Annotated in this window: 13 protein-coding genes; 4 read left to right on the top strand and 9 right to left on the bottom strand. The window is 68.3% G+C overall.

Features of this window, described 5'->3' with window-relative positions:
* Positions 1-145: 145 nt before the first annotated feature.
* Positions 146-520: a hypothetical protein gene (locus FBQ73_RS00435; protein ID WP_138397560.1), complete on the bottom strand. Its 375-nt coding sequence runs from the start codon at positions 518-520 to the stop codon at positions 146-148.
* Positions 521-831: 311 nt separating this feature from the next.
* Here FBQ73_RS00435 and FBQ73_RS00430 point away from each other — a divergent pair, with 311 nt between their 5' ends.
* Positions 832-1212 carry a hypothetical protein gene (locus FBQ73_RS00430; protein ID WP_138397559.1) on the top strand — a complete coding sequence of 127 codons (381 nt, stop codon included), beginning with the start codon at positions 832-834 and terminating at the stop codon, positions 1210-1212.
* Between the two features lie 67 nt (positions 1213-1279).
* Here the strand turns inward: FBQ73_RS00430 and eutC are convergent, their stop codons facing one another.
* The 3 genes from eutC to FBQ73_RS00415 all read right to left on the bottom strand — a co-directional run bounded on the left by eutC (position 1280) and on the right by FBQ73_RS00415 (position 4419).
* On the bottom strand, positions 1280-2056 hold the full coding sequence (gene eutC, locus FBQ73_RS00425; protein ID WP_138397558.1) for an ethanolamine ammonia-lyase subunit EutC: 777 nt from the start codon (positions 2054-2056) through the stop codon (positions 1280-1282).
* The gene (locus FBQ73_RS00420) at positions 2053-3441 is read right to left on the bottom strand and encodes an ethanolamine ammonia-lyase subunit EutB (protein ID WP_138397557.1); all 1389 of its coding nucleotides are present in this window, start codon (positions 3439-3441) and stop codon (positions 2053-2055) included. Before FBQ73_RS00420 ends, eutC begins: the two co-directional genes overlap by 4 nt.
* Positions 3442-3528: 87 nt before the next feature.
* Entirely contained in the window at positions 3529-4419 is an 891-nt protein-coding gene (locus tag FBQ73_RS00415; RefSeq protein WP_170218684.1) for an amino acid ABC transporter substrate-binding protein, read from the bottom strand.
* Positions 4420-4727: 308 nt separating this feature from the next.
* Between FBQ73_RS00415 and FBQ73_RS00410 the strand changes: the two genes are divergently transcribed.
* Genes FBQ73_RS00410 through FBQ73_RS00400 form a run of 3 tightly spaced genes read left to right on the top strand, consistent with a single transcriptional unit; the run spans position 4728 to position 7322 of the window.
* On the top strand, positions 4728-5723 hold the full coding sequence (locus tag FBQ73_RS00410) for an ABC transporter substrate-binding protein (protein WP_138397555.1): 996 nt from the start codon (positions 4728-4730) through the stop codon (positions 5721-5723).
* A gap of 7 nt (positions 5724-5730) precedes the next feature.
* A complete protein-coding gene (locus FBQ73_RS00405) occupies positions 5731-6522 on the top strand; it encodes an ABC transporter permease (RefSeq protein ID WP_138397554.1) in 792 nt (263 codons plus the stop codon).
* A 2-nt stretch (positions 6523-6524) separates the two neighbouring features.
* Complete coding sequence (locus tag FBQ73_RS00400; protein WP_138397553.1) at positions 6525-7322, top strand: ABC transporter ATP-binding protein; 798 nt, start codon at positions 6525-6527, stop codon at positions 7320-7322.
* Positions 7323-7331: 9 nt separating this feature from the next.
* Here FBQ73_RS00400 and FBQ73_RS00395 read toward each other — a convergent pair whose 3' ends face one another.
* The 5 genes from FBQ73_RS00395 to FBQ73_RS00375 form a co-directional block, all read right to left on the bottom strand.
* Entirely contained in the window at positions 7332-8252 is a 921-nt protein-coding gene (locus FBQ73_RS00395) for an NAD(P)/FAD-dependent oxidoreductase (protein WP_138397552.1), read from the bottom strand.
* Between the two features lie 161 nt (positions 8253-8413).
* Positions 8414-9484, bottom strand: a complete 1071-nt coding sequence (locus FBQ73_RS00390; protein ID WP_138397551.1) for a 2,3-butanediol dehydrogenase — start codon at positions 9482-9484, stop codon at positions 8414-8416.
* 13 nt (positions 9485-9497) lie between these two features.
* A complete protein-coding gene (locus FBQ73_RS00385; RefSeq protein ID WP_138397550.1) occupies positions 9498-9848 on the bottom strand; it encodes a carboxymuconolactone decarboxylase family protein in 351 nt (116 codons plus the stop codon).
* Positions 9849-9862: 14 nt separating this feature from the next.
* Positions 9863-10648 (bottom strand): glucose 1-dehydrogenase, encoded by a 786-nt coding sequence (locus FBQ73_RS00380; RefSeq protein WP_138397549.1) that lies wholly within the window; start codon positions 10646-10648, stop codon positions 9863-9865.
* A 91-nt stretch (positions 10649-10739) separates the two neighbouring features.
* A complete protein-coding gene (locus tag FBQ73_RS00375) occupies positions 10740-11858 on the bottom strand; it encodes an acetoin dehydrogenase dihydrolipoyllysine-residue acetyltransferase subunit (protein ID WP_210236625.1) in 1119 nt (372 codons plus the stop codon).
* Positions 11859-12030: the final 172 nt, after the last annotated feature.

The following is a 12030-nucleotide window of genomic DNA, read 5'->3' as shown; positions in this document are numbered from 1 at the left end:
CCTGTTCTGGCGCATGGGTCGATTCACTGGAAAGCGCACTCCCGATCTGCACCAGACTTGGCGTGATCGGGAGTGGGTTCCAGTGCGGTCTGGCCGTCGCGGCGTGCTTGAATTCAGGTGTTCTTGGTTTCAGGTGCTCTTGGCTTCAGGCGTCGCGCGTGAACGGCGGCGGCGCGACGGGCATCGCAAAGGGCGGCTGCTCAGCCTGGGTGGCGCTCAGAAGCCGCTGCTGGACAAGCTCGGCCACCTCCAGCATCTCGCCGCTCCAGGCAAGGGCGGATTGCTGAAGGAAGGCCGCCTCGCGCGAGACCGCGGCCGAGGGGTTCTGCTCCTTGGCGAGATCATTCAGAAGCTGGATCTGCTCCTGCATCTGGCGTCCCACGAACTGCTGCACATGGGCGGACGCGGCCATCGGACAGTCCAGGAACAGGTTTTTCCAGACCGCGAAAGGCCAGGCTACAGGCGGCGAGCCGGTGCTGAGGGCACGCGCCAAGCCCTGAAAAACGGCGTGATCATTCATGTCTATGTCTCCCGTCGGGCGTTGGCCCCCCGATCTGTCTGCGATCCGGGCCGGACGCAGAACTCCCCTCCAAGGCCAGTATCAAGGCACGGGTGCCGACTGAGCCTTGCGCAAGGTCAAATGCCTTGCGAACGCGATGCGCGAAAATCACCCTATCAATGGGTGCCCTTATGTGGAGGGTGATTCCATCATCGCATTCTTTCGTCTCCATCCAACCGGAGCGGCGGACGAAGGTGCGATGGTCAACGCATCGTGATGGTCCATTCGGGCCCAACGATGTACGAGACCGCAAGGTCCGGGGAGAGAGATGCATGTCCCAGTTGCCGCACGGCTTCCGTCAGATCCGCATGGAGCTTGCCCGTGAGAAGGGCCATCCTGATGGCTTGCGCAATTTCGGCTACAGCTTCGTGGCGCCCTTAAACGAGGCGGGGCGTATTGATCCCGCCTTGTGGGCCAAGCACCGCGAGGCGTGCCGCGTGGTCCGGTTCCGCCCCGACGAGGCGGATGAGGTAGGCCATTTGGTGCGCCGTCCCGGCGGAAGCTGGGCCTTCCGCTATGATATTCACGGCACGGAAGACGACGAGGCCGGCTATCGCTTCGGCGACGAGCGTTTCGAGGTGGGTGAGTATATTTCCGTCCGGGAAGACGACGAGATGCACACCTTCCGCGTGGTCTCGGCCGAGCAGGTGTGAGGCGCCGGCGGCCCGCCATCCATCTGGGCGGGCCATTTTCACGCAAAGGCCGGGGGCGAGCCTGCGGTCAGCCGGCGTCGAGTAGTTTCGGCGCGCGGCCCTGTTCGAGCAGCAGGTCGCTTTCGTCCTTCAGGTCCACACCGGTGATCCGGCGCCGGAGCGCTTCGCGGATGTGCCAGGCGAGCTTGAAGGCGGCGTCGGCGAAGCTCAGGCCATCGGGGCGCACGTTTGAGATGCAGTTGCGCTCAGCATCGGTGCGGCCGACCTGCGGATCGAAGGTAAGGTAGAGGCCGAGGCTGTCGGGCGAGGACAGGCCCGGCCGCTCCCCCACCAGCAGCACGCAGGCCCGCGCCTTCAGCAGTGCGCCCACCTCGTCCCCCAGAGCCACCCGCGCGCCGGAGGCGATGACCACGGGCGAAAGGCGCCAGCCCTGCTGGGCGATGAAGGGCTTGAAGGCGGCAAGAAAGGGCTTCGTCTGGGCATGGATGGCGGCGGAGGAGAGCCCGTCCGCCACCACCAGCGCCAGATCTACCGGATCGCCCGCCGCCGCCGCCAGCGTGGCACGGCTCTCATCCGACAGGCGACGGCCGAGGTCCGGGCGGCGCAGATAGATGTCCCGCGCTGGCGCCGCGCTGGACACCCGCAGGGTGGCAAAGCCGAGGCTCTCCACTTCGGCAGCAACGCCATCCGCATCGAACGGCGTATGCACCGCGTCGCGGGCCTGGGCGTGGGCCAGGGCGAAGCGCAGCACCTCGTCCGTGGGCAGGCTGGCCCCAGTGCGGCCGAGGGCGATGCGCGCCGGGGTGTGGCGGGAGAAGGCCGCCCAGGGATCACGCGCGATCATGCCGCGCGCCCGGCCACGTAGCCCAGGAGCGGATGGCGCGCATCAGCGGGCAGCAGGCGGCCGCCGGGGGCGGTGATGTCCATGCGCTCCAGCCACGCCTCGAACTCCGGCGCGCGCTTCAGCCCCAGCAGTTCGCGGATGTAGAGCGCATCGTGGAAGGAGGTGGACTGATAGTTCAGCATCACGTCATCCGCGCCGGGAATGCCCATGATGTAAGTGACGCCTGCCGCGCCCAGCAGGGTGAGCAGGGTGTCCATGTCGTCCTGGTCGGCTTCGGCGTGGTTGGTGTAGCAGACATCCACCCCCAGCGGCACGCCGAGCAGCTTGCCGCAGAAATGATCTTCCAAGCCGGCGCGGATGATCTGCTTGCCGTCATAAAGATATTCCGGCCCGATGAAGCCGACCACAGTGTTCACCAGCAGTGGGTTGAAGGCGCGGGCCACCCCATAGGCGCGGGCTTCCAGCGTTTGCTGGTCGACGCCGTGATGTTCGCCGGCGGAGAGGGCCGAGCCCTGGCCGGTCTCGAAATACATGGCGTTCTGGCCCACCGTGCCGCGCTTCAGCGCGCGGGCGGCGTCGGCGCCCTCGGCGAGCACCTTGAGGTCGATGCCGAAGGAGCGGTTGGCCCCTTGGGTCCCGGCGATGGACTGGAACACCAGGTCCACCGGCGCGCCGCGCTCCATCAGGCCGATGGAGGTGGTCACGTGGGTCAGCACGCAGCTCTGGGTGGGGATCTCGAAGCGGGTGATGACCTCGTCCATCAGCTTCAGCAGGCGGTCGATGACGGGCAGGCTGTCGGAGGCGGGATTAATGCCGATCACCGCGTCGCCGCAGCCATAGAGCAGGCCGTCGAGGATGGCGGCGGAGACGCCAGCGGCATCGTCCGTGGGGTGGTTGGGCTGGAGGCGCACGGCCATGGTGCCGGGCAGGCCGATGGTGTTGCGGAAGCGCGTGACCACCCGGCACTTCTTCGCCACGAGGATGAGGTCCTGGTTGCGCATGATCTTGGAGACGGCGGCCACCATCTCCGGGGTCAGGCCCGGTGCCAGGTCGCAGAGGACCTGCGACGTTGCCTCATGGGACAGCAGGAAATCGCGGAAATCGCCTACCGTCATGGCAGACACTGGGGCGAAGGCGGCGCCATCGTGGCTGTCGAGGATGAGGCGGGTGACCTCGTCGGTCTCGTAGGGCACGAGCGCTTCGGAGAGGAACGCCTTCAGCGGCACCTCGGCAAGGCACATCTTGGCGGCCACGTTCTCCTCGGCCGTGGCAGCCGCGATGCCGGCGAGCATGTCGCCGGAGCGCGGCGGCGTCGCCTTGGCCATCAGCTCCTTCAGGTCCGCGAAGACGAAGGATTTCGCGCCGATGCGATGCACGTAAGCCATGGCGGTCTCCACGCTCTGTCCGGGGCAGGGACCTCTTCTCCTGCAACAAATATGCCTCAGGGGAAACTGATCCGTCGGCTCGACGCGCTATTTCGGCACGCCGTTGATGACGAAGAGCGCGTTGAGGAACTGGTCCGGCGGGAACTTGCCGAAGCTCTTGGCATAGATGTCGCGGATGCGCTCGGTGCGGTAGAGATCCGCCAGCGTGGCATCCACCACCAGGCGGAACGCCTGGTCGCCGCGCGGCAAGGCGAGGGCGTAGGTCTCGAAGGTGAAATACTGGTCGGAGAGGCTGAGACGGTTGCCGGCCGGGCTGTTGGCGATCAGGTAGTTGAGGATGCCACGATCGCCGAAATAGGCGTCGAGCTTGCCGTCGGCGAGCTGCTTTAGTCCATCAGGATGGTCGGTGACGGTGACGATGTCGGCGGCGATGCGCATCTGGCCGAGGGTGGAGCGCAGGGTCTCCTCGGTGGTGGTGCCGCGCAGCACGCCCACCTTCTTGCCCTTGAGGTCCTCCAGCCCCTTCACCGGCGCGCCGCGGGTGACGACGCCAGCCCCGTCGAGGAAGGTGGGCAGGGAGAAATCCACCAGCGCCCGCCGCGACATGGTCATGGAGGAAGGCTCGCACAGGATGTCGATGCGGCCGTCGCGTACCGCCTCGAAGCGGTCCTCGGCGGTGACCTTCACATATTCCACCTTCAGGGCCGGCAGCTTCAGCGTCCGCTTCACGCCGTCCGCCACCTCGCGGCACAGGTCCACGATATAGCCGGAGGGCTGGCCGTTGGCGGCAGCGTAGGAATAGGGTGGGGCGAACTGGCGGTAGCCGATGCGGAAGGCTTCGCCGCCCGCCACCCGGTCCAGGGTCTGGGCGCCTGCGGGAGCCGCAACGGCGGCGAGGATCGCCAGCGCCGCGAGGGCCGACCACACGCCGCGTGCCGGGCTGCTTCCACCGGCTGATTGACCGCTTCTTGTCGTCATGCCCATTCCCCACGCTCCCGCCCGCAAGCTCTCGCCTGCAGGCTCCCACCCGCGGCGCGATCTTGCCGTGTGCGGCGCGTCCCGCCAAGGGCTGCGTCGCCGGCGCGACACGATGCAACCGATCAGCCCACGCACAAGCGGGCACTGCGCGAGCGTGGCTCGGCGAGAAACCGTGCGGCTGCGTCACCAAGGCTGCCTTGCCGGAGCGAAAGGCGGCTTGGTCGACGCCGCGACTTATTATATCTCATGGAATATAGGTTAGGCGCCGCCTCACGTTTTGGCGGCAGCATTGTCCGGGGGATTTTTCCATGAACGGATTGCTCAATCGGCGCACGCTTCTCGGTGCGCTCGCAGGCTCCGCCGGGGCCCTCGCCCTGCCGCCGCTGCCGGCGTTGGCGGCCCCGGCGCAGGGGCTCGAAATTCTTGGCGCGCCCAATGGCTCCACCATCGTGCTGCTGCGCCTCATCCAGTCCGGCGCGCTCGATCAGGTGGCGCCCGGCGCGTCGTTCCGCCTGTGGCGCGACACGGACGAGTTGCGCGCCGCCATCGTCTCCGGGCGCAGCAGCCTGTTCACCACGCCCACCCATGTGCCGGCGAACCTTGCCAATCGCGGCCTGCCGCTGAAGCTGTTCGCCATCCTGTCCATGGGCCACCTGTTCGTGGTCTCGGGGGACGAAAGCATCAAGTCGTTCAAGGACCTCGCGGGGAAGTCGCTGGTCGGTTTCTTCAAGAACGACATGCCCGACCTCGTCTTCCGCTCCATTGCCAAGGGCTATGGCATGGACCCGGACAAGGACATGACCATCACCTATGTGCGCACCCCCATGGAGGCGGCGCAGATGCTGGCCGCCGGGCGCGCCACCACCGCCATCCTCTCCGAGCCGCCGGCCACCGCGGCCATCATGATGGCGAAGAAGGAGGGCCGCGTCCTCAACCGCGCCATCAGCCTGCAGGAGGACTGGAAGGCGCAGCACAAGGGCCTAGGCCTGCCCATGGCCGGCATCGCCGTGCACGAGCGCCTGATCGAGCAGAGCCCGGAGCTGATCGCGGCGCTCGGCGCCGGCCTGCCCGGTGCCCGCGACTGGGTGATGGCCAATAAGCCGGAGGCGGGCCAGCTCGCCGAGCAAAAGATGGATGTGAAGGCCCACATGTTCGCCAACGCCCTCGACCACTTCAACGTGGTGGCGGAGCCGGCGGCGAAGCAGAAGGCCGGCCTCATCGCCTTTTACGAAACGTTGCTCGCCTTCGAGCCCGATGCGCTGGCCGGCAAGCTGCCGCCCGACAGCTTTTATATGAATTTCTGAGGCCCCCATGGCCCGCCCCGGCTTTCGCGGAACCGCCGCGCGTGCTGCGTGGACGGCGGCGGGCCTTGGCCTCCTCGCCCTCGCGTGGCAATGGGGCGCCACCGCGTTCGGCCCCTTCGTGCTGCCGAGCCTCCAGGACACTTGGCAGGCCATGCTTCACCTGGTGGTAAGCGGGGTCGCCGGCCCGGCACTCCTTGCCACCCTTGTCCACGCCCTCGGCGGGTGCCTTGCGGGCGGCGCGGTTGGGCTGGTGCTGGGCATTGCCGGTGGGTTGGTGTTGCCGGTGGGGGCCATGTCCCGCCCGGTGTTCACGGCGCTGCTGGGCACGCCGCCCATCGCCTGGGTGGTGCTGGCGCTGCTGTGGTTCGGCCCCGGCGGCGCGGCGGCGGGCTTCACCGTGGCGATCACCGCCGCGCCCATCCTCTTCCTCGCCGCGCTGGAGGGGGTCGCCAGTCGCGATCCGGCCCTCACCGAAATGGCGCTGCTCTATCGCGCGCCGCCGTTCCAGCGCCTCACAGATCTTGTGCTGCCGGCGCTGGCCGACTTCCTGTTGCCGGCGCTGGCCACGGCGCTCGCCTTCTCCTTCAAGGTGGCGGTGATGGCGGAAGTGCTCAGCGGTGCCGATGGAGTCGGGGGCGGCCTTGCCACCGCGCGCGCCCATTTCGATCTCGCTGCCACCATGGCGTGGATCGTGCTCGCGGTTGTCGTGCTGCTGGTGGCCGATGCCCTGCTGCTGGCGCCCCTGCGCGGCTGGCGGGCTTCGCGCGCCGGCCGCGCCGGCGTCCCGTCGGAGGCCTGAACATGCTGGCGCTTGAGGGGCTGCATCTTGCGTTCGGCAGTGTGCCGGTGCTGGCTGGCATTGATCTCACGGTGAAGCCCGGTGAACTGGTGGTGCTGCTCGGTCCCTCCGGCTGCGGCAAGACCAGCCTGCTGCGCCTCGCCGCCGGTGTCGAGGCAGTACAGGGCGGGCGCGTGGCCAACCGCTTTGCGCGCACCGCCATGGTGTTCCAGGATCCCCGGCTCATGCCGTGGGCTGACGCGCGCGACAACGCCGCCTTCGGCCTCAAGGCGCTTGGGATGGCGAGGGCGGAGCGCCGGGCGACGGCCGAGGTGATCCTGCGGCGCCTTGGCCTGAGCATCGCCGATTTCGGCAAGCGGCCGGCGCAGCTCTCCGGCGGCATGCAGCAGCGCGTCGCCATCGCCCGCGCCTTCGCGCTGAGGCCGGACCTGGTGCTGATGGACGAGCCCTTCTCCGCCCTCGACGTGGGCCTGCGCGGCGATCTTCAGGCCCTGCTGCGGGCCGAGGTGGAAGGGGCGGGGGCGGCGGCCCTCTTCGTCACCCACGACATCACCGAGGCGGTGCGCCTCGCCGATCGCATCGTCGTGCTGTCCCCCCGTCCGGCACGGGTGGTGGCCGATCTCCCGCAGCAGCCCATCCGCACCGATGCGGCCCCCGGAGCGGTGTTCGAGGCTGCCGCCGCCCTCCTGAGGCGGCCCGAGGTGGCGGCGGCGCTCGCCGCGCCGGTGACGACCGGCGCTCCCTTGAGAAACGATCCGGCCACGTTCCAAAGCCTTGGCATGCCCGCTCCGGCGCGCTGAAGCCGGCTCCTATCCCCGAACGGGATCGGAGGCGGCAGCCCGGCGTACCCGCTCGGCGAAGCGGGCGACGGCGTCCTGCTCCAGCGTTCGCTGGATGGCCTTCGCCGCCACCACCCCGTCCGCCATGGAGGTGGCACAGCACGGATGCATGCGCTGGGCGATCTCGCCGATGGCGTAGAGGTCGGGAATGGATGTCTCGCAATCCGCGCTCGTCTCGACGAAGCCGCGCGGGTCGCGGGCAAGGTCGAGGTGCCGGGCATAGGGCAGGTAGGGCTCCCAGCCGTACAGCACCACGATGCGGTCGAAACGCCGGCCCGCCACTTCGGGGATTTCGGGCGCCACCGGATAGGTGCCGATGCGCACGTCCGCCGGGGGCACCTTTTCCAGGAACTCCCGCCGGGCGCGGATGGTGCGGGCGTAGAGGGTGATGCGGTCCGCCCCGCGCTTGCGCACGAAGATGTAGTTCTCGAAGGCATTGTCGCCGCCGCCGAGGATGGCGACGGACTGCCGCTCGAAAGCCGCGTTGAACATGGTGCGGCCGGGACCGATGATCACCTCGTGGGATTCCGTGAAGCCGCCCTTCACCGGCCGGACCCCCGAGGCCAGCACGCAGGCGCGCCCGAGCAGCGTCTCGCCGCCCGCGGTGGTGATGCGGAAGCCGCCCTCCACCACCTCCAGCGCGGTGACGGATTCGCCGAGGCGGCAGACGATGTCGTGCTCCATCACGTGGCGATGGATGTCGGCGGCGACCTCGAACCCGGTCTTGTCGCGGACCGGGGCCATCCATTTGTTCGGATAGGGATTATCGTTCTGCAGGCCGCCCAAAACCTGCCTTCGCTCGATGATGCAGGGGCGGAAGCCGAGCATCTTCAGCCACAGGGCGCATGACGCTCCCGCTGGCCCCCCGCCGATGATCACCGCGTCGAACATGGGCTCCCGCCGCCGTCGTTACCGTCATTCCGGATACGAAAGCTTATGCGAGGTGGATCGCTGCGGCTAGCCAGGGGGCCACCCGGCGGGGGCCGGTGAACCACCCCCGCCGGGCCAAGCGCTTGACGGAGTGGGATGAGGCACCCCGGCCAGCGCATCTCTCACTGAAGATCAATGAGGATCTTCAGTTCGGTTCCGGCGGGGCTGAGCAGGGCCTCGAAGCCGTTTTCCACCACCTCGTCGAGGCGGATGCGGCGGGTCACCACCTTCTCCGCCGGCAGGATGCCGCTGCCGATGAGGGCGGCGACACGCGGCCACATCAGCGTCGAGTAGCACCACGAGCCGCGCACATCGATGTCCTTGAAGGTGATGGTGAATCCATCCACGGCGGGCTTGCCCACATGGAGGCCCACCTGCACCACCACGCCTTGCCGGCGCACCGCCTCGATGCAGGTGCCAAGCGCCGCCTCGGCGCCCACGCATTCCAGCGCCACGTCCACGCCCACGCCGCCCTCGGTCTGGTCGCGGATGGCCTCCGGCACCTTGTCCGAGCGGGGGTTCAGGGTGATGACATCGGGCAGGATCTGCCGCGCCATCGCGAGGCGGTTATCATTGGTATCGCTAAGGAAAATCCGGGTCGCGCCGGCCGCCCGCGCCGCCAGCACCTGCAATTGGCCGATGGGGCCGGCGCCGGTGACGAGGACGCTGTCGCCGGGCTTCACGCCGCCGCGCTCGGCCGCATAGACGGTGACTGCGGTGGGCTCGATGAGGGCGGCCTGCGCGTCGCTGACGCTGTCGGGCACCCGGAACACGTTGTAATCATTGACAAGCGAGTATTCCGCCATGCCGCCCCACGGCCAGGCGAGGCCGATGATGGCGAGGCTCTCGCTCAATTGGTAGAGGCCGCGCTGGCCGAAATAATCATCCCTCGGGGACACCATGGGCTGCACCGAGACGCGGTCGCCAACCGCCACGTTGGTGACCGAAGATCCAACAGCCACAACGGTTCCACCGTACTCATGGCCGAGGATCTGGGGGGCCTTGGCGCCGGTGTAGGGGTGGGGCTGGGTGGGGATGAAGATGGGTCCTGCGGCATATTCGTGCAGATCGGTGCCGCAGATGCCACAAAACCTATTTTTGACAAGGACTTGGCGCGGACCCGGCTGGTCGGGAGGGGCGGGGATATCTTCGACGCGCACGTCGCGGCGGGCGTGGAAACGGGCGGCCTTCATGGGCGTTTCTCCTTCATTTATCGTTGGTTAGGGCGTCGTAGGCGGCCAGGGCCTTGCCGGCGTAGACGGCGGCGGGGCCGCCGCCCATCTCGATGGCGACGGCCAGCGTCTCGGCCAGCTCCTCGCGGCTGGCGCCATGGCTCTTGGCATTGGAAACATGGAATAAAATGCAATCGCCGCAGCCCTTGTGGACGGCGATGGCCAGCGCCATCAGCTCCTTGACCCTGGTCGAAAGGTTCCCGGACTTCGACGCCTCCGACATCAGGTTGCGGAACGCGCCCATGGCCTGCGGCAAGGCTTTGCCGAGGGTGGCAAACCGAAGGTTCATGGACTTCAGCTCGTTCGATATCGACTGCTCGCTCATCGTTTCTCTCCCGCTCAGGTGAAGACCATGCCGCCGTCCACCAGCAGGGACTGGCCGGTCATGAAGTCGGAGGCGGAAGAGGCGAGGAAGCGCGCCACCCCCACGAGGTCGGCCGGGGTGGAGGGCCGGCCCAGCACGGCGCCGGCGGCGAAGGTGTCGAACGCCTCGTTGTCGTGGCTGGTGAGGCCGCTGTCGCGGAAGCCCTTGTCGATGGTCTTCCACATGTCGGTAGCGACCACGCCGGGGCAGAAGGCGTTGACGGTGATCTGCTCCTTGCCGAAGGCGCGGGCCGCCGCCTGGGTCAGGGCCACCACGGCGAACTTGCTGGCGCAATAATGGGCCAGCGGCTCATAGCCCTGCTTGGCGGCGATGGAGGCGGTGTTGACGATCTTGCCGCCGCCCCCCTGCGCCTTGAACGTCTTGATGGCCTCCTGCATGCCGATGAGCACGCCGAGGGCGTTCACGTCGGTGACGAAGCGCCAGTCTTCTTCCGTGATGTCGAGGAAAGGCCGGGTCTGCGCGACGCCGGCATTGTTGAACAGCACGTCGAGCCGGCCATGGGCGGCCACGGCCTGGTCGATGAGGGCGCGCACCTGGGCCCGCTGCCGCACGTCCACCGCAACCGCGATGGCGGTGCCTCCGGCGGCTGTGATTTCCCCCGCCACGGTGCGGGCGGCCGCCTCGGAGAGGTCGGCCACGGTGATGCGGCCGCCGTCCGCCGCGAGCGCCTTTGCGATGGCGGCGCCGATGCCGCCGGCCGCGCCGGTGATGACGATGCTCTTGTCCTTCAGGCTGGGCATGGTTCCTCCTTGTTTATGATTGGCCGCGCTCGGTCCTTTGGGCCGCCCGGTGGGGCGGTCCGGCCTGCGGCGGCGCGGGATGCCGGGTTGGTCAGCGGCCGATGTGGTCGAGCAGCAGCTCGTTGACCTTGTTCGCCTTTTCCATCTGCACCATGTGCCCGGCCTCGCCGAGCACTTCCGCCCTGGCCCGGTCCCCGAGAGCCTCGGCATGGGCGGGGGGGATCACCTTGTCGCTGGCGCCAAAGACCACCAGCACCGGCACCTCCGCCGCCTTCATCTGGTCGGCAAGGATTTCGTTCTGGCGGCTGGCGGGGAACAGGTTTTCCGAGAGCGCCCGCAAGGCGTCATCCACCCCGTCGATGCGCTTGTACTTCAGGATGTCTTCCACCAGCTGGCGGGTGACCGTGCCGGGATCATGGAAGAGCTGTTCCAGCACCGGCTTCATGTCGCGGCGGGACGATCCGGCGACGAAGCCGTCCGTATAGCCGCTGTTGATCTCGGCCCCGAGCCCGGCCGAGCCGATGAGGCCGAGGGAGGCGACCCGCGCCGGCTGGTCCAGCGCGGTGCGCATGGCCACGGCCCCGCCCATGGAATGGCCGACCAAGTGGGCGGTCTCGACCCCGGTCTGGTCCATGAAGGCGAGCACGGCACCCGACAGCCAGCCAAGGCTTGCCTCGCCTATGGCCTTGTCCGATTGTCCGTGGCCCGGCAGGTCGAGGGCATAGACCGTGGCGGAGCCGGCCAAGGCGTCGATATTGAACAGCCAGTTGTCGAGGTCGCCGCCGAAGCCGTGGATGAGCACCACCGCACGGGCGCCATCGCCGCGCCTGGCATAGCGCAGGCGGCCGAAGGAGGTGTCGGCGAACTCGTATTTCGGCCCGCTCTCCTCCGCCGCGCCGTCCTCCTCGGCGGGGGCGGCATAACCGGCGACGAAGGCGTCGATCTCGTCGTCACTCACCTCCTCGTCGGCGATGACGCCGATGAGGGCTTTCACCGGATAGACGGTATCGCGGGCGCCGATGGCCCGGCGCAGGATGCCGGCATCGCCCGCTTCCACCACGCCGGCGATCTTGTCGGTCTCCACCTCGAGGATTTCATCGCCGACGGAGATCTTCGTGCCGGGCGGCTTGAGCCAGCCCGTGACCTTGCCCTCCGACATGGACAGGCCCCACTTGGGCATGACGATGGGCTTGATGCGGGTGTCCAGCATGGGGGTTCCTCAAAGGGTTTTTGGGAGACGGATGGGGCGTCTCACGGGTTTCGGTTTCGGTGGATGCGGCGGGGCGGAGTGGGGCACGTGCGCGCCAGCGAGAGCCGGCGGAACCCTCTCCCGCTTGCGGGGGAGGGCAGGGAGGGGGCAGGCCCCCTCCGCATGTCCGCCC

This window comes from Xanthobacter autotrophicus, assembly GCF_005871085.1.
GTDB classification, from domain to species: Bacteria; Pseudomonadota; Alphaproteobacteria; order Rhizobiales; family Xanthobacteraceae; genus Xanthobacter; species Xanthobacter autotrophicus.
The sequence above is the reverse complement of the archived record's forward strand: the minus strand, read 5'-3'. Positions and strand labels throughout refer to the sequence as shown.

What these genes read in the sequence shown, in the direction of transcription:
- FBQ73_RS00405 (WP_138397554.1), top strand. Translation starts at nt 5,731, where the DNA reads ATGGCCCGCCCCGGCTTTCGCGGAACCGCCGCGCGTGCTGCGTGGACG.
- FBQ73_RS00420 (WP_138397557.1), bottom strand. Translation starts at nt 3,441, where the DNA reads ATGGCTTACGTGCATCGCATCGGCGCGAAATCCTTCGTCTTCGCGGAC.
- FBQ73_RS00390 (WP_138397551.1), bottom strand. Translation starts at nt 9,484, where the DNA reads ATGAAGGCCGCCCGTTTCCACGCCCGCCGCGACGTGCGCGTCGAAGAT.
- FBQ73_RS00410 (WP_138397555.1), top strand. Translation starts at nt 4,728, where the DNA reads ATGAACGGATTGCTCAATCGGCGCACGCTTCTCGGTGCGCTCGCAGGC.
- FBQ73_RS00415 (WP_170218684.1), bottom strand. Translation starts at nt 4,419, where the DNA reads ATGACGACAAGAAGCGGTCAATCAGCCGGTGGAAGCAGCCCGGCACGC.
- eutC (WP_138397558.1), bottom strand. Translation starts at nt 2,056, where the DNA reads ATGATCGCGCGTGATCCCTGGGCGGCCTTCTCCCGCCACACCCCGGCG.
- FBQ73_RS00385 (WP_138397550.1), bottom strand. Translation starts at nt 9,848, where the DNA reads ATGAGCGAGCAGTCGATATCGAACGAGCTGAAGTCCATGAACCTTCGG.
- FBQ73_RS00430 (WP_138397559.1), top strand. Translation starts at nt 832, where the DNA reads ATGTCCCAGTTGCCGCACGGCTTCCGTCAGATCCGCATGGAGCTTGCC.
- FBQ73_RS00435 (WP_138397560.1), bottom strand. Translation starts at nt 520, where the DNA reads ATGAATGATCACGCCGTTTTTCAGGGCTTGGCGCGTGCCCTCAGCACC.
- FBQ73_RS00380 (WP_138397549.1), bottom strand. Translation starts at nt 10,648, where the DNA reads ATGCCCAGCCTGAAGGACAAGAGCATCGTCATCACCGGCGCGGCCGGC.
- FBQ73_RS00395 (WP_138397552.1), bottom strand. Translation starts at nt 8,252, where the DNA reads ATGTTCGACGCGGTGATCATCGGCGGGGGGCCAGCGGGAGCGTCATGC.
- FBQ73_RS00375 (WP_210236625.1), bottom strand. Translation starts at nt 11,858, where the DNA reads ATGCTGGACACCCGCATCAAGCCCATCGTCATGCCCAAGTGGGGCCTG.
- FBQ73_RS00400 (WP_138397553.1), top strand. Translation starts at nt 6,525, where the DNA reads ATGCTGGCGCTTGAGGGGCTGCATCTTGCGTTCGGCAGTGTGCCGGTG.